Annotated in this window: 16 protein-coding genes and 3 pseudogenes; 11 read left to right on the top strand and 8 right to left on the bottom strand. The window is 69.2% G+C overall.

The features are described 5' to 3' along the window. Positions 1-26: 26 nt before the first annotated feature. From O1Q96_RS21635 to O1Q96_RS44250, 3 genes are all read left to right on the top strand, one after another. A complete protein-coding gene (locus tag O1Q96_RS21635; protein ID WP_419586927.1) occupies positions 27-698 on the top strand; it encodes a lytic polysaccharide monooxygenase auxiliary activity family 9 protein in 672 nt (223 codons plus the stop codon). A gap of 161 nt (positions 699-859) precedes the next feature. Then, positions 860-2,425 carry a PQQ-dependent sugar dehydrogenase gene (locus O1Q96_RS21630; RefSeq protein ID WP_269249776.1) on the top strand — a complete coding sequence of 522 codons (1,566 nt, stop codon included), beginning with the start codon at positions 860-862 and terminating at the stop codon, positions 2,423-2,425. A 492-nt stretch (positions 2,426-2,917) separates the two neighbouring features. Beyond that, positions 2,918-3,133 (top strand): hypothetical protein, encoded by a 216-nt coding sequence (locus tag O1Q96_RS44250; RefSeq protein WP_331276055.1) that lies wholly within the window; start codon positions 2,918-2,920, stop codon positions 3,131-3,133. A 6-nt stretch (positions 3,134-3,139) separates the two neighbouring features. Here the strand turns inward: O1Q96_RS44250 and O1Q96_RS21620 are convergent, their stop codons facing one another. The 3 genes from O1Q96_RS21620 to O1Q96_RS21610 all read right to left on the bottom strand — a co-directional run bounded on the left by O1Q96_RS21620 (position 3,140) and on the right by O1Q96_RS21610 (position 6,636). Beyond that, positions 3,140-4,615 carry a sensor histidine kinase gene (locus tag O1Q96_RS21620; RefSeq protein WP_269249775.1) on the bottom strand — a complete coding sequence of 492 codons (1,476 nt, stop codon included), beginning with the start codon at positions 4,613-4,615 and terminating at the stop codon, positions 3,140-3,142. After that, the gene (locus O1Q96_RS21615; RefSeq protein ID WP_269249774.1) at positions 4,602-5,282 is read right to left on the bottom strand and encodes a response regulator transcription factor; all 681 of its coding nucleotides are present in this window, start codon (positions 5,280-5,282) and stop codon (positions 4,602-4,604) included. The genes O1Q96_RS21620 and O1Q96_RS21615 overlap by 14 nt, the downstream gene beginning before the upstream one ends. Positions 5,283-5,418: 136 nt before the next feature. Continuing rightward, positions 5,419-6,636 (bottom strand): IS110 family RNA-guided transposase, encoded by a 1,218-nt coding sequence (locus O1Q96_RS21610; RefSeq protein WP_269253677.1) that lies wholly within the window; start codon positions 6,634-6,636, stop codon positions 5,419-5,421. 264 nt (positions 6,637-6,900) lie between these two features. Here O1Q96_RS21610 and O1Q96_RS21605 point away from each other — a divergent pair, with 264 nt between their 5' ends. Then, entirely contained in the window at positions 6,901-8,436 is a 1,536-nt protein-coding gene (locus tag O1Q96_RS21605; RefSeq protein WP_269249773.1) for a glycosyltransferase family 39 protein, read from the top strand. Between the two features lie 221 nt (positions 8,437-8,657). Here the strand turns inward: O1Q96_RS21605 and O1Q96_RS21600 are convergent. Beyond that, positions 8,658-8,966, bottom strand: a pseudogene (locus tag O1Q96_RS21600) (helix-turn-helix domain-containing protein); the annotation flags it as partial. Between the two features lie 151 nt (positions 8,967-9,117). Then, positions 9,118-9,765 (bottom strand): RNA 2',3'-cyclic phosphodiesterase, encoded by a 648-nt coding sequence (gene thpR, locus O1Q96_RS21595; protein WP_269249772.1) that lies wholly within the window; start codon positions 9,763-9,765, stop codon positions 9,118-9,120. Between the two features lie 2 nt (positions 9,766-9,767). Here thpR and O1Q96_RS44520 point away from each other — a divergent pair, with 2 nt between their 5' ends. From O1Q96_RS44520 to O1Q96_RS21580, 4 genes are all read left to right on the top strand, one after another. Then, on the top strand, positions 9,768-10,148 hold the full coding sequence (locus O1Q96_RS44520; protein ID WP_419586926.1) for a helix-turn-helix domain-containing protein: 381 nt from the start codon (positions 9,768-9,770) through the stop codon (positions 10,146-10,148). 20 nt (positions 10,149-10,168) lie between these two features. Further along, positions 10,169-10,753: a TetR/AcrR family transcriptional regulator gene (locus tag O1Q96_RS21590; protein WP_269249771.1), complete on the top strand. Its 585-nt coding sequence runs from the start codon at positions 10,169-10,171 to the stop codon at positions 10,751-10,753. 80 nt (positions 10,754-10,833) lie between these two features. After that, a complete protein-coding gene (locus O1Q96_RS21585; RefSeq protein ID WP_269249770.1) occupies positions 10,834-12,180 on the top strand; it encodes an MFS transporter in 1,347 nt (448 codons plus the stop codon). A gap of 25 nt (positions 12,181-12,205) precedes the next feature. Continuing rightward, complete coding sequence (locus O1Q96_RS21580; protein ID WP_269249769.1) at positions 12,206-12,964, top strand: SDR family NAD(P)-dependent oxidoreductase; 759 nt, start codon at positions 12,206-12,208, stop codon at positions 12,962-12,964. A gap of 171 nt (positions 12,965-13,135) precedes the next feature. Here the strand turns inward: O1Q96_RS21580 and O1Q96_RS21575 are convergent, their stop codons facing one another. Further along, positions 13,136-13,888 carry a TetR/AcrR family transcriptional regulator C-terminal domain-containing protein gene (locus tag O1Q96_RS21575; protein ID WP_269249768.1) on the bottom strand — a complete coding sequence of 251 codons (753 nt, stop codon included), beginning with the start codon at positions 13,886-13,888 and terminating at the stop codon, positions 13,136-13,138. A 131-nt stretch (positions 13,889-14,019) separates the two neighbouring features. Between O1Q96_RS21575 and O1Q96_RS21570 the strand changes: the two genes are divergently transcribed. From O1Q96_RS21570 to O1Q96_RS21560, 3 genes and pseudogenes are all read left to right on the top strand, one after another. Continuing rightward, positions 14,020-14,979 (top strand): ABC transporter ATP-binding protein, encoded by a 960-nt coding sequence (locus O1Q96_RS21570; RefSeq protein WP_269249767.1) that lies wholly within the window; start codon positions 14,020-14,022, stop codon positions 14,977-14,979. Then, on the top strand, positions 14,972-15,715 hold the full coding sequence (locus tag O1Q96_RS21565) for an ABC transporter permease (protein WP_269249766.1): 744 nt from the start codon (positions 14,972-14,974) through the stop codon (positions 15,713-15,715). The genes O1Q96_RS21570 and O1Q96_RS21565 overlap by 8 nt, the downstream gene beginning before the upstream one ends. A gap of 38 nt (positions 15,716-15,753) precedes the next feature. Next, positions 15,754-16,161 (top strand): annotated as a pseudogene (locus O1Q96_RS21560) (transposase); the annotation flags it as partial. Here O1Q96_RS21560 and O1Q96_RS21555 read toward each other — a convergent pair. Then, positions 16,095-16,310, bottom strand: a pseudogene (locus O1Q96_RS21555) (hypothetical protein); the annotation flags it as partial. The pseudogenes O1Q96_RS21560 and O1Q96_RS21555 overlap by 67 nt on opposite strands. Positions 16,311-16,358: 48 nt before the next feature. Beyond that, positions 16,359-16,502: an AbfB domain-containing protein gene (locus O1Q96_RS44515; RefSeq protein ID WP_419587058.1), complete on the bottom strand. Its 144-nt coding sequence runs from the start codon at positions 16,500-16,502 to the stop codon at positions 16,359-16,361. Positions 16,503-16,623 lie beyond the last annotated feature (121 nt).

Raw genomic sequence — 16,623 nt, 5'->3', positions numbered from 1 at the left:
TTCCCCCCACCGAGGAGAAGAGAATCATGGATTGTCATGCGCATGCCCCACGCATGCGGAGCCGACTGACGCTCGTTCTGACCGCCTTCGTCGCCGCGCTGCTCAGCGTCATTCCCTGGAGCGGAACGGCCGTCGCCCACGGCTCGGTCATCGACCCGGCCTCCCGCAACTACGGCTGCTGGCTGCGCTGGGGCAGTGACTTCCAGAACCCCGCCATGGCCCAGCAGGACCCTATGTGCTGGCAGGCCTGGCAAGCCGACCCCAACGGCATGTGGAACTGGAACGGCCTTTACCGCAACGGCTCCGGCGGTAACTTCCAGGCCGCCGTCCCGAACGGCCAGTTGTGCAGCGGAGGGCGGACCGAGGGCGGCCGCTACAACGCGCTCGACGCCGTGGGCCCGTGGAAGACCACGGACATCAACGCCAACTTCAGCGTCAATCTGTACGACCAGGCCAGCCACGGCGCCGACTACTTCCTGGTCTACGTCACCCGGCAGGGCTTCGATCCCACCACTCAGCCCTTGACCTGGAACGACCTGCAGCTGGTGGCACGCACCGGCCGGTACGCGCCCAGCCAGAACTACTCGATCCCCGTGAGCACGTCCGGCTACAGCGGTCGCCATGTCGTCTACACGATCTGGCAGGCGTCGCACATGGACCAGACCTACTTCCTGTGCAGTGACGTGAACTTCCGCTGACCCGGCGGGTCGGCGGAGCGTCCCGCCGGACACGGCACACCGTCCGGCGGGACGGCGTCCGTCGGCCCACGGACCGGTCGCGCCGGCCGCGGTCCGGCCGCGCAGCCGCCACGCCGCACCAGCACCACCGCCGCGCAAGCGACCTCGTCCCTGGAGCCGACATGTCCCCACGCCGCTGGCCCGGGCCAGTTCTGCTGGCCCTCCTGCTGACCGCTCTCACCGCCCTGCCCGCCACCGCGGCCCCCGACCACGCAGCGGGTCCCCCCACCTCGACGCACACACCTGCGCACCGGACGGGAGCGCGGGAGGCCGCACCGGCCGCACCCCTGCCCTCGCTCAGCGCCACCACGACCCAGGTCGCTTCCGGACTGCGCAGGCCCACCGCGCTCGTCGCCCCGGACGACGGCTCGGGCCGGCTGTTCATCACCGAGAAGTCCGGCACCGTCCGCGTCTACCACCCGGACACCGGCCTGGAGCGCACGCCGCTGCTGGACATCACCGCGTCGGTCGACGAATCGGGCAACGAACGCGGGCTGCTCGGCATCGCCCTCGCACCCGACTTCGCCGACAGCCAGGAGGTGTACCTGGCGTACACGGCACCGCCTGCCGGAGCCGTCACGCTCGCCCGCTACCGCCTCGACGACAAGCGCCTGGAGGTCCTGCTCGCCCAGGAGCACGCCGAGTTCAGCAACCACAACGGCGGCCAGCTCGCGTTCGGCCCAGACGGCAACCTGTACTGGAGCATCGGTGACGGCGGAGGCTCCGCGGACCCTCTGCGCGCCGGGCAGCGGCTGGACACCCTGCTGGGCAAGATCCTGCGGATCGACGTCAGCCGCGCCTGCGGACCTCTCCTCTACTGCGTCCCCGACGACAACCCCTTCGTGGACACCCCCGGCGCCCGTGCGGAGATCTGGCTGTACGGCCTGCGCAACCCGTGGCGGTTCTCCTTCGACAGCGCCGACGGCTCGCTGTGGATCGGCGACGTCGGCCAGGGCCGGTGGGAGGAGGTCGACCACCTTGCACCCGGCCGAGGGGGCGCGAACCTCGGCTGGTCCTGTTACGAGGGACTGGAGAGGTTCGCCGGCGGCACCTGTCCTCCCGGTGAGGAGTACACCGAGCCGGTCTTCACCTACTCCCCGTACACCGGTGGCTGCTCGGTCATCGGGGGTCATGTGTATCGCGGCCGGGAGTACGCCGGTCTGGTGGGCGGCACGTACATCGCCACCGACTACTGCTCCTCCACCGTATGGGCGCTGCGCCCCGACGGCACGGGCGGCTACGAACAGGCCGAGATCGGGGAGATGCCCACCCAGGTGACGTCGATCGGAACGACGGCGGAGGGCGAGTTCTACGTGGTCAACGACCTGCCGGGCGGCCTGCACAGGGTGTCGTTCGCGCGGGAGGAGCCGACCTGCCGGGTTGAGCGGACTGTACGCGCCTGGGGCACCGGCACGACGGTCGACCTCACCCTCACCAACACGGGCGGCGCCCCGGTGAACGGCTGGACGCTCGAGTTCCCGCTGGCCCTCGGGCAGACCGTCGTCTCCGACTGGAACACCGACCTGGTCCAGGGCAGCAACACGATCGCGGCTGCCGACGCCGGGCACAACGCCACGATCGCCGCAGGCGCGAGCGTCACCCTCGGCTATCTCGCCGAGCACACCGGCGACGCCTCACCACCGCCACGGTTCACCCTCAACGGGGACGCCTGCGCCGTCGGCCGCTGAACCGCCGTACGCGCGACGGGAGCGCCCCGGGAGATCGGGCGCACCCCCGAAACGGGGAGCACTCCCGGTCTGCTGACAGCCCTCGCACACACGGTGTTCCCGCGCGCCACGGGCGGGAACACCGTGCACTGCAGAGCCATGCGACACGTCACTGCGCCGCGCACAGGACCGACAAGGCCACAGGCAGCGAGAGAGCCGAACAGATGGGCCCTGCGAGCCGGAGGCCGACGTCTGAACCGGCGCTCTGGTCAGTCCGCACGGTGACCGCCCGTGGCACGCCACCGCACACAACTCCGCCGGCTTCCCTCGTCCAGCCGCCGGGGCTGCTCTGTCTGCTCACCCGACGCCGCCACTCCCGCCTCGGACAACGCAGCCCCATCGCCTACGAGATAACACTCCGCACAACATCGACTACCTTGGCCCAGGCCGCATAGCCCGTGTCCAAGATTCCGAATCAGGGCCCAAGGCCGGGTAGTAACGTTCGGGTAGCCCTTGCTGGAGATCAGCGCCTGGATGCAGCGGCGTCGCAGCTCACCGCGCACAGCCTTCGAGCCGTACGCCTTGTCGCGGGTCGTCGGCGGTGCGCGCCCCCGGAAGGTCCACTTGATCGTCGACCGGCACTCGGCCCACCGTTCGAAGAGCGTCCGGGCTTGGCTCGCCGACCACAAGGACGAGATCGAGTCCTGTTTCCACGGGCTGCCGCGGTGAAGCGCGTCATTCCTCGGCCGGCTCGGGGGCTCGGGGAACGCGTAGCTGGAAGCATGCTCCGAGGGTCCGGGGGGTGAGGGTGAGGGCGCCTTTGTGGCGGTGGGCCAGGTCGCGGGCGATGGCGAGGCCCAGGCCGGTGCCGCCGTGGTCGCGGGCGCGGGCGTCGTCGAGCCGGACGAAGCGTTCGAAGATGCGCTCGGCGTCCTCGGTGGGCACGCCCGGTCCGTCGTCGTGCACCGTGAGGACGACCCAGGCGTCCTGGTTCCGGACGGTGATCTGGATGCGGTGTGCGGCGTGGCGGGCGGCGTTGTCGATGAGGTTGCGCAGCAGCCGTTCGTATTCGTCGGGGTTTCCGTCTACGTGTGCGGGGGCGGTGCTGTCGCAGGTGAGGGTCAACGGTCCTTCGGTGAGGGGGTATTGCTCGGTCAGCCGGGAGGCGAGGGCTGTCAGGTCGACGGTTTCGGGGTCGGCTGTGGGGGTGCGGGTGTCGAGGCGGGCAAGGAGCAGCAGGTCTTCGGCGAGGGCTTGGAGGCGGCGGGTCTGTCGTGCGGCGGTGGTGGCCGCGGCGGGCCAGTCGGTGCGTTCCGGGTAGGCGAGCGCGACTTCCAGGCTGGCCAGCAGTGTGGTGAGGGGGCTGCGCAGTTCGTGAGCGGCGTCCGCGACGAAGCGGCGTTGCTGGGCGGCGGCGTCGTCGAGGCGCTGGAGGGTGGTGTTGATGGTGGTGGCCAGGGCGGTGATCTCGTGTCCCGTGGCGGGGACGGTGACACGTTCGCGAGGGTCGCTCGCGGTGACCGAGGCGGTGAGGACACGGATGGCTTCGATCGGCCGCAGCGCGATCCGGACGGCGAAGTAGGCGGCGGCGGCGATCAGTACGAGGCCGACGAGCCCGGCCCGCAGCAGCAGGCGGTCGGTGGTCTCGGTGATTGCCTCGGCTGTGTGCGGGAGCACCACCACGTAGACCCGCAGCGTGGCGTCGGCGGCGACGCCCAGAGCGGCGACTTCGTCACTGCTGAGTTCATCGGCGCTGATATCGGCGAACAGGACCGTGTAGGTCCTGCCGGCCATGTCGAATCTGTCCCTTGAGTTGGAGTCGCGCACCGGTATGCGGAGGGGAAGGATCGTCAGGCTTCCGGGCTGCCTGGCCTCCGATGGGGCGGGCAGCACATGGCGAGTGCCGGGATCGAAGTCGTCCATGCCTCCGCCGAAGGCGACAGCGGTGCGTCGGCCGGTCGCGACGACCTCGTACGGCAGCACGGTGCCTCTGCGAGCGGGAACCACACCCTCGTTCAGCTGATCGACAAGAGCCCAGAGCTGTTGCTCGGCTTGTCCTTCGGCGATCTGCGTGCCCTGGCGGTAGACGTCGTGGTGCAGCCACCAGCCGATGGCGACCAGGATGACAGCGGCGGCCGAGGCGGCGGCCAGGGCCGTGCGGGATCGTACCGAACGCGGCCACCAGCGGCGTCGCGGCTCAGTCGCGTTCACGGTCGTCCACCAGACGGTAGCCGGTGCCCCGTACGGTCTGCAGGGACAGTCGGCCGAACGCGGAGTCCACCTTCTTGCGCAGTGCGCTGACGCGCGCCTCCACCAGGTTGGGATCCAGTGCCTCGTCGGGCCACGCGTGATAGAGCAGATCCGCTTTGGAGACCGCCTGGCCCGCCCGGCGGGCCAGCAGCTCCAGCACCGCGAACTCCCTGGGCGTGAGTTCCACCCGGGCCCCGGCCCGGCGGCAGACCCGGCCGGCGACATCCAACGAGAGGTCGCCCACGGCAAGGACGGGCGGTGCGACCGTGGCGGCTCGTCTGACCAGGGCCCGCAGCCGTGCGACGAGCACCATGTAGGAGAAGGGTTTGGCCAGGTAGTCGTCGGCCCCCGTGTCCAGTGCCTCTGCCTGGTCCCACTCCCCGTCCTTGGCGGTGAGGACCAGGATGGGGGTCGCGTTGCCCTCCCGGCGCAGCTGGGCGCAGACCTTGTAGCCGTTGAGTCCGGGCAGCATCAAGTCCAGTACGACAAGGGCGTATTCGCCGGTCCGGGCCATCCACAGTCCCTGCCGGCCGTCATGGGCGAGGTCGACGCTGTAGCCCTCGGCGGTCAGACCGGTATGCAGGGTGTGGGCAAGGTCCACCTCGTCTTCGACCACCAGGATGCGCATGCGGTGCAGCTTCGCACAGCACCGGGCCGCCTTCCTGATCGGCCGGTCAGGTTGGATCAGCATCCGGTCAACAAGGTCCGGGCACGCTGGCGGCGTTTCTTCGCCACTGCTGAAAGACATCCCAGGAGCGTAGATGTCAACTCGTAGCCAGTTCCGCGTGATGCGACCAGGCGGTTGCCTCGTCGTAGAGGGTGCCGGTTTTGAGGCACCCGTGGAGGATGCCGACGAGGCGGTTGGCGACTTGGCGCAAGGCGGCGTTGTGGCCGGCGCCGCGGGCGCGTTGTCGCTGGTAGTAGGCGTAGGCGTTGGGCGAGTAGCGCAAGGTGCCGAATGCCTGAGTGAGCAGGGCATCGATGAGCCGGTCGTTGTGGACGTAGCGCGCCAGGGCGACCTTCTTCTTGCCGGAGGCGCGGGTGATCGGGGAGGTGCCGGCGTAGTTCTTGCGGGCCTTGGCGCTGGCGTAGCGGTCGGGGTCGTCGCCGAATTCTGCGAGCACCCGGGCACCGAGGACGACTCCCATTCCGGGCTGGGACAGGAGGATCTCAGCGGCCGGGTGCCGGCCAAAATGCGCCTCGACCTGCCCTTGCAGGGTCTTGATTTGGGTATTCAGCGTGGCCAGGACCGCTATGAGCGCGGTGATGGACGCGGCGTAGGCGGCGGCTACTTCCTCGGGCTGGCCGAGGTGTTGCTCACGCAGCGCCCCCTGGATGGCCTTCGCCTTGGCGGTCACGTTCTTTCGGTGGGCGCGCTTGAGTGCGGCACTGATCTGCCCCGCCGTGAGCTTCGCAGCCTGGGCGGGAGTAGGCGCCTTGCCGAGCAGTTCCAGGGTGTCGGCGGCGTCCAGGTCCTCGAAGGCGGCCAGTGCTGCGGGGAAGTAGTCGCGCAATGCGTGCCGCAGTCGTTGAGTGTGCCGGGTGCGCTCCCAGATCAGCGTCTTGTGGGTGCGGGTGACCACCTTGACCGCTTCGGCCTGGGCGCTGTCCCCGGCAACGGGCCGCAGCTCGTGGCTGTGGGTACGGACCATGTCGGCCAGCACATGCGCATCGCCCGGATCGCTCTTGGCCCCCGACACCGCAAGCCGGTCACGGAACCGGGCGGCCTGCAGCGGGTTGACGGCCAGCACCGTATACCCGGCCGTGACCAGGGCACGTACCCACGGACCACGGTCGGTTTCGATCCCCACAACGACCTCGGCCGTATCGGCGCCCTCTCCCACCGCTTCACCCACCAACGCGTGCAGCCGGCTCATCCCGGCCACCCCTTCGGGCAACCGCGCCTTAGCCAGCCGCCGCCCGGCCGAGTCCATCAGCTCGATGTCGTGGTGGTCTTCGGCCCAGTCATCCCCGACGAACAGTCGCAATGGTCCTCCCGCACTCCGGTACCGATCAACTGCAGCAGCCTGCCGGAGAACTATCAGCGACCTAATCAAGCAGTGCTCACGCCGAGGTGCGGCAGGCACGACATCCCAGTAGCGATCAACTCTCCGGGCCGAACGGCAGGGGCACGGTCTTTCAGCAGGACTCGAAAGTCCAAGCCCAATGAGTGCTCACCCACCGTCGGCTACCACCCGGAGTCTGCCGCACGGCCGACTCCCCGAACTGATTAGGCCCTGTCGCCGATGTCCGTTGATGAACGTGTCCCCGCCGTCGCCAGGACGGTTTCCCCTCCCGTACCCGCCCGTCGACGATCACCGGGCCCGGCCCAGGCCGTTGTCGTCATCGCGCCCTTGGCGCTGACCATCGCTCTGGGGCTCTGGGGTATCCGCAGGCAGGGCACCATGTGGGGGGACGAGTCCGTCACCTATCAGCTCGCGCACCGCGATCTTTCGCAGATATGGCTCACCGCCCAGCACATTGATCTGGTCCATGCCCTCTACTACGCCGTGATGCACGAGATCTTCGGTCTCTTCGGCACAGGGCTGCTGACGTTGCGGCTGCCTTCTGTGCTGGCGATGTCCGCGGCGGCGAGCGGAGTCGGGCTTCTGGCGCTGCGCCTGGCGGGACCCCGTGCCGGGCTGCTGGCCGGGCTGGTGTTTCCGCTCCTTCCCCAGGTACAGAAGTTCGCGCAGGAAGGCCGCTCGTATGCCATGGTCTGTGCCCTGGTCACCTGGGCCACCTATGCGCTCGTGGTCAGCGTCCCGCATCGCGCCCGGTGGCGGTGGGCGGTCTATGGCTCCACGATGCTGCTGGCCTGTCTGCTCCATGAGTTCGCTGTCCTCGTCCTGGTTGCACACGGCGTCACACTGGTTGTCTCCCGTGTTTCACGACCGGTGCTGAGGGCGTGGGGTGTGGCTGCCGCGGGCGTTGTGGCCGGGCTGTTGCCGCTGGCGATCTACAGTGCGGGGCAGTCGGAGCAGGTGTCCTGGATCGGCGGACCGGTGCGGCCTGGATATTTCCTGGTCGTGGCGGTCATGGGCGTGGTGTGTGCCCTGGCGCCCCTGGGGGTGAGGGGGCCCGTTCGGCTTTCCGTGCTGGCTGTGCCGATTCTTGTGCTTCCGGGCCTTTTGCTGCTGATCGCCTCACTGGTCAAGCCCCTTTTCGTCGACCGGTATGTGCTTTTCAGCAATATCGGAATCGCCTTGCTGCTGGGCGCCTGGATGGATCACTTCCTCCGGCGGCAGCGGTCTTCCCGCTACGCGTGGATCGCGGCGGTTGCCGTACTGGCCGCGCTCGTCCAGCCGAGTTTTTCGCTGAGGACGCCTCAGAGCCGGAGCAATGACGTCACCGCCATCGGTGCCGCCGTACGCAAGGAAGGCCGTCCCGGCGACGGGCTGCTCTATCTCGCCGGCCAGCACCGGATCTTGACTGCGGCCAACCCCGGGGACACCCGTTTCCTGACGGATCTGGCCCTGGCGCAGGATCCCGTTTCGTCGAACACGCTGGCAGGTGTCGAGCTTCCCGCCCAGGAAATAGCGGCACGCATGCTGGAGTTCGACCGGATCGTCGTGGTCCGCGCGGTGGGTGTGCAGTCGTCGACCAACTCGCAGGAGGAAGCGAAAACAAGCACCCTGCGGCGCCACTTCCGTGCGTACGGAACAACCCATGTCAACGGGGCGCGTGTCAGCGTCTATGTCCGGGACCTCGACCCGTCTCCGAAGGCCGATCCTGGCACTGTCTCGACCCGGAAGCCACGGACTGAGTTGCCACCAACTTGAAGTCGCAGGTCAAAGACCTGGTGTGATCGGTCCTCGGGGTACACGTGCTGGTCGTGGGCGGGAGTCCGCGGAGAGGATCATTCGTCAGCGGTCGACTTCAAGGTTGGTCAGTACGAGCAGAACACGCAGAAGTTGGGTGGCGCGGGCGGGATCGGTTCGAAGTTTGGTGAGGATCCGCCAGTTCTTGAGGTGCCGTCGGAGTTCTGCTGGGCCCTGCGTACCCGGCTCACCTTGAGTGAACGAATTTGCGCATCAAGCGCGGCCACATGCGCGTCAGCAACCTCGGCGACCGTGGTGCGGCCACTCACGACGCGGACCACGTCATCGAGACCGAACCCCAGCTCCCGCAGGGTCCGCACCAGGTCGACCCGGGCCACGGCCTCGGCCTCGTACAGCCGGTAACCGCCCGCGGAACGGGCCACAGGCGGCACTGCCCCCTCGTCCGACCAGAAGCGCAAAGTACGCACTGCAAGGTTGGTGCGGCGCGCGAGCTGGCCAATGGTGAGCAGGTCGGGGTTCTCCTCATCCATGCGGAGATCCTCAACCCTCCACCGGCAGGAGACGCAAGCGTGACCGGCAAGGGCGCGGCATTGACCCCGTTACATCAGCTATGCGCGGGTCGCCCCGAGCCAGCGCAGGGAAGGCATCCCTGGCACCAGGCACGCCCTCGCCGCGTAGACCCTAGAACCAGGCGCTGTTTCTCGGATCTCCTGACGTGAGTTGTGACGGTTTCGGGTCGGGATGCCATGGCCCAGTGGCCAGGGTCCATGCGTCGATGTCCTGATAGCGCCGCGGGCCTGGGTGGCCGCTTACCGTGCTGCCGACCAGGTGGAGACGTTCGGTCTGCCAAGGGCGTCCGGTGAAGCCGTCGAGGCAGGCGGCCGCCGCCGGTACGGACGCGTTGTCGTAGCGGCGAGCGCGGGCCAGCGTGAGGTGAGGACGCAGCGGACGTTCGACGAAGGCGATGTCGCAGTCCCTGATCCGCGCCCGCACTGCTTCGCCCAGCTCGTGCAGTTCGTCGAGATCGCCCTCGATGCCACTCCACAGCACTCGCTCGTCGAAGTGTCCGCCACCGAGGAGTACCAGTTCGAGAGAGGGGCGGGCAGCCGCCAGGTCTGCGAGGGGCGAACGAAGCCGGTGGACGGCCTGCACAGGCAGCTCGCCCAGGAACGCCAGGGTGATGTGCCAGTCCTCGATGCGGTTCCAGCGCAGCTCGGGATAGGCGGCGTAGGCCGGGCTCAGCGCGTGCGCCAGCTCCTTCTTCGCATGGTCGGGCGGCGCGAGGGCGATAAACGCGTGCTGGGTGGCGGTCTGGGGCGGCTCGGTCACGGATGTCTTCCTACCTCATGCGCTCGCGGGGCCGAAGCCTGACCCTCCGCTGCGCACCCCTGGTCGCCATCCCGGTGGCAAGATGTTCTTCAACATCCTGGCCACCTGCGCTGTTCGAAGTCGATCTGTTGCGGATGAAAACTCGCGAGGACATGGCCGTCGGCCGTTCCAAGGGCAAGCTCCACGGCAAGCCGCCAAAACTCTCCGCCCGTCGGCAGGCCCACCTCATCAAGCAGCATGCCACCGGCGAGCACACCAACGCCGACCTCGCCGAACTATTCTCCGTATCTCGCGCGACGGTGTACCGGGTCCTGGAAGCGCGTGGGAAATTGGGAGCCCTCACGACCCGGCCACGGTGTCAGATATTTGACCGACCGTTCTAGATACGCCTATGGTCTTCGACGTGGCCAGGACCAAGGAATTCGATCCGGACGCCGCGCTGCAGTCGGCCCTTGAGCTGTTCTGGCGGCGCGGCTACGAAGCTACGTCAATGACGGACCTCGTCGAGCACCTCGGCATCGGCCGCGCGAGCATATACGCGACCTTCGGCAGCAAGCACGAGCTGTATCTGAAGGCCATGGACCGGTACGCCGAGACGCGCGACCCGGCTCTCCTCGCCGAGTTGTCCCAGCCGGGCCCCGCACTGCCTGCGGTGCGGGCGGTGGTGCGCCGCTTCGCCACAGAGGCCGCCTCCCCGGAAGCCCGGCTGAACGGCTGCTTCGTCACCAATACCGCGGCCGAACTGGCCCCGCACGACCCTGCGGCGGCCCGTCGGGTCGAGATCAGCTGGGAGCACGTCGAGACCCTGCTGCACTCCGCGCTCGTACGGGCCCAGGCTCAGGGCGAGCTGCCCGAGGGCCGCGATCCGCGCGCACTGGCCCGCATGCTGCTCGTCCTGCTGCAGGGTGTACGGATCGTCGGCAAGGCGTCGAACGATCCCGCCCGGGTGCGGGACGCGGCCGAACAGGCCCTAGCCCTGCTGGACTGACTCACACCCACCGGGAACCACCGGGCTCGCTTCCGCATGCCCAAATAATGAACCGATCGGTCAAATATCAGGGGGAAGGCATGACCGCCACTGGCGCTGCCCGCGTCGCCACTATGCAGCAGCGACGCGCCTTCGTCCTCCTCGGTAGCGTCCAGGCCACGCTGATCTTCACACTCGCCGCGCTCGCCATACCGCTGCCCCTCATCGGGCGCGAATTCGACCTGCAGCGCGCCGACTTGATCCTGCTCAGCGCTGCCTACGGACTGACCTTCACCGGACTGCTGCTCTTTGGCGGTCGCCTCGCGGACCGCTACGGCGGGCGGCGCGCACTCACCGCAGGCCTCGTCCTCTTCGCCGCCGCCTCGGCCGCCGCTCCGCTCACCACCGGCATCGGGACACTGCTCGCAGCGCGCTTCGCGCAGGGCGCGGGGGCGGCTCTGATCGCACCCGCCGCCATGGCCGTGCTGCGCGCCGCCTTCCCCTCCCCCACCGCATACGGCAGGGCGATGGCCACCTGGGGCGGGCTCTCGATACTCGGCGCGACCGCGGGCAATCTGCTCTCCGGCGTCATCTCAGCGCTGCTGTCTTGGCGTTGGACCTTCGCCGTGCCACTCGTGGTGGCCCTCGCAGCCCTCGCCCTCACGCCCCGGCTGCTGCCGGACACCATGCCGAGCCGGGGCAGGACTCTCGACCTGCCGGGTGCTCTGCTCGCCACCGCCGGGGTCACCCTCGCCAGTTACGGGCTCGTCGTCACCGATACCCGCCCCTGGTCGTCGGTCGGCGTGCTCGTGCCGCTGCTCTGCGGAACCGCGCTGCTGGCCGCGTTCTGGTACGCCGAGCGCCGCGCCGTCGACCCGCTGCTGCCGCCCCGCTTCCTGCTCGACCGGCGGCGGGGCCTCGCTCTCGCGGCCATCGCACTGAGCGCTTGCGGAACCGCGATGACTTTCGTGGTTCTCTCCCTCCACCTCCAGCAGGCGCGCGACTGGTCACAGCTGCAGACCTCGGCGGCGTTCGTACCGTTCGCTGTTGCACTGATCGCCGCGGGCCGCGCGGCAGGACCGCTCATCGGCCGGTACGGGGCCCGAACCGTCACAGCCGCCGGGCTCGGCACCGGCGCGGCCGGGCTCGCCCTCCTCGCGCTCACCGGGATCGACGCACACATCTCATACGGGTATGGACTGCTGCCGGGCCTGGTGCTGCTGCCGGCCGGCACGGCGGCCTCCTTCGCGGGAGCCGCCGTGCTCGCCACCGAACGCGTGCCGCAACAGCAGACCGGGCTCGCGGGCGGCGTGCTGAACACCGCGATGGAATTCGGCCCGACCGTCCTGTTCGCGATCCTGCTCACGCTCGGCAGCGATACCTCGTCCCTGGCCGCAACAGGGGCCGCTCTCGCCGCCGTCGCCCTCCTGAACCACCGCACCAAATAGTCCACCACTCAAGGGAGCCACCGAAATGAACCGCTTCACCGGCAAGACCGTCCTCGTCACCGGCGCAGGCTCCGGCCTCGGCCGCGCAATCGCGCTCGCATTCGCAGCCGAGGACGCATCCGTGGTCGCCGCCGGGCGCACCGCGGCCACACTGAACGAGACGGTCGGCCTCATCGAGGCCGCAGGCGGCACGGCCACCACCGTCACCGCCGATGTCACCGACTCCGGCCAGCTCCAGAACCTGGTACACGAGAGCGTTACCCGCTTCGGCGGACTGGACATCGCGGTCAACAACGCCGGGATACTCCGCGGCACCGTAGCCGTCGGAGAGGTGAGCGAGGAGGACTGGGACGCGGTGCTGCGGACCAATGTCACCGGCGTCTGGCTGGCCATGAAGCACGAGATCGCCCACATGAAGGACAACGGTGGCGGCGCCATCGTCAATATCTCCTCCAACCTGGGCGCACACCTGCGGATCCCGAACGTTGCCGCCTACATCACCTCCAAGGCAGCGGTCTCTGCGCTGACCCGTGCCGCCGCTCTCGACCACATCCACCAGGGCATCCGCATCAACGCGGTCAGTCCCGGCGCCTCCGCCGCTCCCATGTCGCTGCGGCCCGGCGAGACCGAGGCCGACCGTGCCGAGCGAGTGAAGACAGAAAACCCGCTCGGCCGGGTCGCGGAGGCAGAAGAAGTGGCAGCCGCGGTGCTCTACCTCGCCTCGCCCGCGGCCGGCGCGGTGGTCGGCGCCGACCTGGTCATCGACAGTGGATCCTCGGCCTGACGGTTCGTAGGCTTCGGCGACACCCTTCCCCGGCAAGGAACTCCGCCATGACGGGCTGGAACGCGAGGGCCGGGTGCCGCCTTGACGACCTGTCTGACACGTGAGGACGAGCCTGCCAGGCGACGTGCCGTGCGTCGGCCGGGGAGCGGATGGTGATCCGGAAGAAACGCCCTACCCGCGCCGCGCGATCAGCGCCGCCACCCCGTCGAGCACGACCCCGAGTCCGAACTCGAAGTCCGCGTCCGGCTCGTCCGCCTGGTCCAGGGCATCGGATTCGAGGACGCGTGTGACGGCCGGGTGGCGTTCGGGGTCGGTAAGGGCGGCGAGGGTGCGCTGGTAGCGGCGCAGCACCTCGTCGGGGGCGTGGCCTCTCGCCGTGTACGCGGCATCCAGGTCTGACATCAGCGTCGCCTCGTTGCGCACATAGCCGCTGACCAGCATGATCACGCCGAGTTTCGTGCCCTCGTCGAGCCCGGTGCCGTCGAGGGTCTCGAGGCCGTACTCCATCCACGCCACCGACTTCGGGCTTGCGGGCGGCCCGGAGACAGGGATCCGCAGGAGCCATAGGTTCTCGTGGAAGAACGCGCGCTGTGCCCGGGCCCACCGGGTCAGCCCCGCGCGCCACCCGGCCCCCTCGGGCATCGGTTCGGGGGGCGCGGGCGTGACCGCCTCCTGCATCAGGACGTAGAGCTCGTCCTTTGCGCCGACGTACCGGTAGAGCGACATCGGCGAGACGGCGAGCTCCTTGGCGACGCGCCCCATCGACACCGCCCCGATGCCCTCGGCAGCCGCGGCGCCCACTGCCGCGGCCACGATGCGGTCCAGGCTGAGCCCCGGCTTTGGCCCTTTCGAGGGGCGGGCCCTGAAACCCCAGGCCGTCGCGAGGCTCACGGGTAGGCCGGTGTCCTCGTCCGCTGCCGCCATCCGCGTTGCCTCCCTCTGCGTCCCGGGACCGTTTCTCGGGCCTCCGGCTTGACGCACATCATAGTTCTGCGTAACCCTTACACGATAACGCGTAAGGGATACGCAGTAAGCAGTCATGGAGAGGCGAGGCCATGCCCGACGCACCCGCCATCGAGGCCATCGGCCTGCGCAAGACCTACGGCAAGGTGGAGGTTCTGCGCGGTCTCGACCTGGCGGTGCCGCGCGGCACCGTACACGCCCTGCTCGGCCCGAACGGCGCGGGCAAGACCACCACCGTCCGCATCCTGGCCACGCTCACCGAGGCCGACGCGGGCACCGCCAGGGTCGCAGGGCACGACCTGCGCACCGAGCGGGCCCGGGCCCGCCGCGCGATCAGCCTCACCGGCCAGTTCGCGGCGCTCGACGAGATGCAGACCGGTGCGGAGAACCTGCGGATGATGGCCCGGCTCACCCGCACCCACGCCGGTGCCCGCACCTCCCGCGCAGCCGCACGCACCCGGGCCGCCGAACTCCTCGACCGCTTCGACCTCGCCGACGCCGCCGGCCGCCTGGTCAAGACGTACTCGGGAGGCATGCGACGGCGCCTCGACCTGGCCGCGTCCCTGGCGGGCCAACCCGAAGTGATCTTCCTGGACGAGCCGACCGCGGGCCTCGACCCGCGCAGCCGCCAGGAGCTGTGGAGCGTGGTGCGCGAACTGTCGGCGCGGGGCACGACGGTCTTCCTGACCACCCAGTACCTGGAGGAGGCCGACCGGTTGGCGGACCGTATCGCCGTGCTCCACGGCGGCGAACTGGTCGCCGAGGGCACCTCCGAGGAACTGAAGCGGCGCGTCGCGGGCCAGCGCCTCGACATCGTCCTGACCGACCCGGTCGCCTATCTGCGCCTGGTGTCACAGGCGGTGTACAGCGAGCCCGAGACCCGCACCCTGGGCTTCTTCACCGACGGCGGTGCGCCCCAGGTGCGGACGCTGCTCGACGCGTTGGACCCCGACAGCACGCTCATCGAACGGTTCTCGCTGCACACGGCCACCCTCGACGACGTCTTCCTGACCCTCACGAAGCCCGCACACCAGGAGCCCAGCCATGTCTGACGCACTCATCATGACCGGCCGCTCCATCCGGCTCAGCCGCCGCAACGTCGACGCCCTGATGACGGCCATGGCGCTTCCGGTGATGCTGCTCCTGATCTTCGTGTACTTCCTCGGCGGAGCCATCGACACCGGTACGGAATACGTCACTTACGTCGTCCCCGGCGTCCTGCTGCTGTGCGCCGGCTTCGGTTCGGCCAGCACCGCCGTGACCGTCACCGAGGACCTCAAGGGCGGCATCATCGACCGCTTCCGGTCCCTCGACATCGGCGGCATCCCCATCCTGGCGGGCCACGTCCTCGCCTCCACGGCCCGGAACCTGATCGCCACCGCCCTGGTCTTCGCGCTCGCCTTCGCGATCGGCTTCCGCCCCTCGGCCGGCCCGGGCGGCTGGCTCGCCGCGATCGGCCTCCTGGCCACCTACATCGCGGCGCTCTCCTGGCTGTCCGCCGCAGTGGGCCTGCTCGTCAAGTCCCCCGAGGCAGCCGGGGGTTTCACCTTCTTCGTGAGCTTCCTGCCTTACCCGAGCAGCGCCTTCGTGCCGACCGACACCATGCCCTCGTGGCTCCAGGGCTTCGCCGCCCACCAGCCCGTCACCCATGTCACCGAGGCGGTACGCGGACTGCTGCTCGGGCAGCCGGTGGGCTCGACGGGGTGGGTGGCGCTCGCCTGGTGCACGGGCATCCTCGCCGCCTCGGTGGCCGCTTCGGGAGCGCTGTTCAAGCGGCGTACGGCTTAGATCGTGTCCTACGTGGTGAGGCGGTGGTGGCTCCGCGCATGGGGCGGGGTACGTGGAGTTGGATTGTTCCGGACGGGCTGTGGGAGATCGCGCAACCGCTGATCCCGCCCTCGAGAGTGCGGCCGCACGGCGGCGGAACCCAGGACACCCCTGATGAGACGCTGTTCGCGGCGATCGTCTACGTCCTGGTAAGCGGCTGCGCCTGGCGCCAACTGCCGCCCTGTTTCGGCATATCGAAGTCGACGGCTCACCGCCGGTTCCGGATCTGGTCCAGGGCCGGTGTCTGGGGCCGCCTCCACGAGGCCGTGCTGCACCACCTCGACGACGCCGGCCTCATCGACGTCACCCGCGTCGTCCTCGACACCGCCCACGTCAGGGCTCAAAAGAAAGGGGGCGACCACACAGGTCCGAGCCCCGAGGACCGGGGCAAGCCGCGTTCCAAGTTGTGGGGGTGACGCTCGTGGCGTGGGCTGAGTCGTCGATAGCCGGACAGCCAGGACATCGTCCGCTCGATGACCCAGCGGCGTCGCCCTAATCGTTCGCTGGACTCGATCCCGTTGCGGGCGATGCGCACGCCGATGCGGCCTCGCTGCCGCCAACTGCTGCTACAAGCGACTCGTCCCTCACCACGTAGGACACGGTCTCAGTGACCGACGCGGAACGTGGCGTCCTCGCGCTCCGCTGCTGTGAAGATGGGGGCGACGCGCAGGGTGTGATCGGCGTGCCGAATGTGGTGGTCCAGGAAGTTGTACGCACGGAACAGCGACCAGGCGGAGTCTCCAGTCAGGCTGCCCGGTAGAACGTGGCGTCCTGGTCGAACGCGGTGGTGCCGTCGGCGGTGTCCAGTCTCAGGTGGTGTTTGTGGTTCCGCAGCGCGTGATGCTCACCATCTGGGTCGCGAAGACCTC

Source organism: Streptomyces aurantiacus (assembly GCF_027107535.1).
GTDB lineage: Bacteria > Actinomycetota > Actinomycetes > Streptomycetales > Streptomycetaceae > Streptomyces.
Note: the sequence above shows the minus strand (reverse complement) of the source record. Positions and strands in the feature narration are given on the sequence as shown.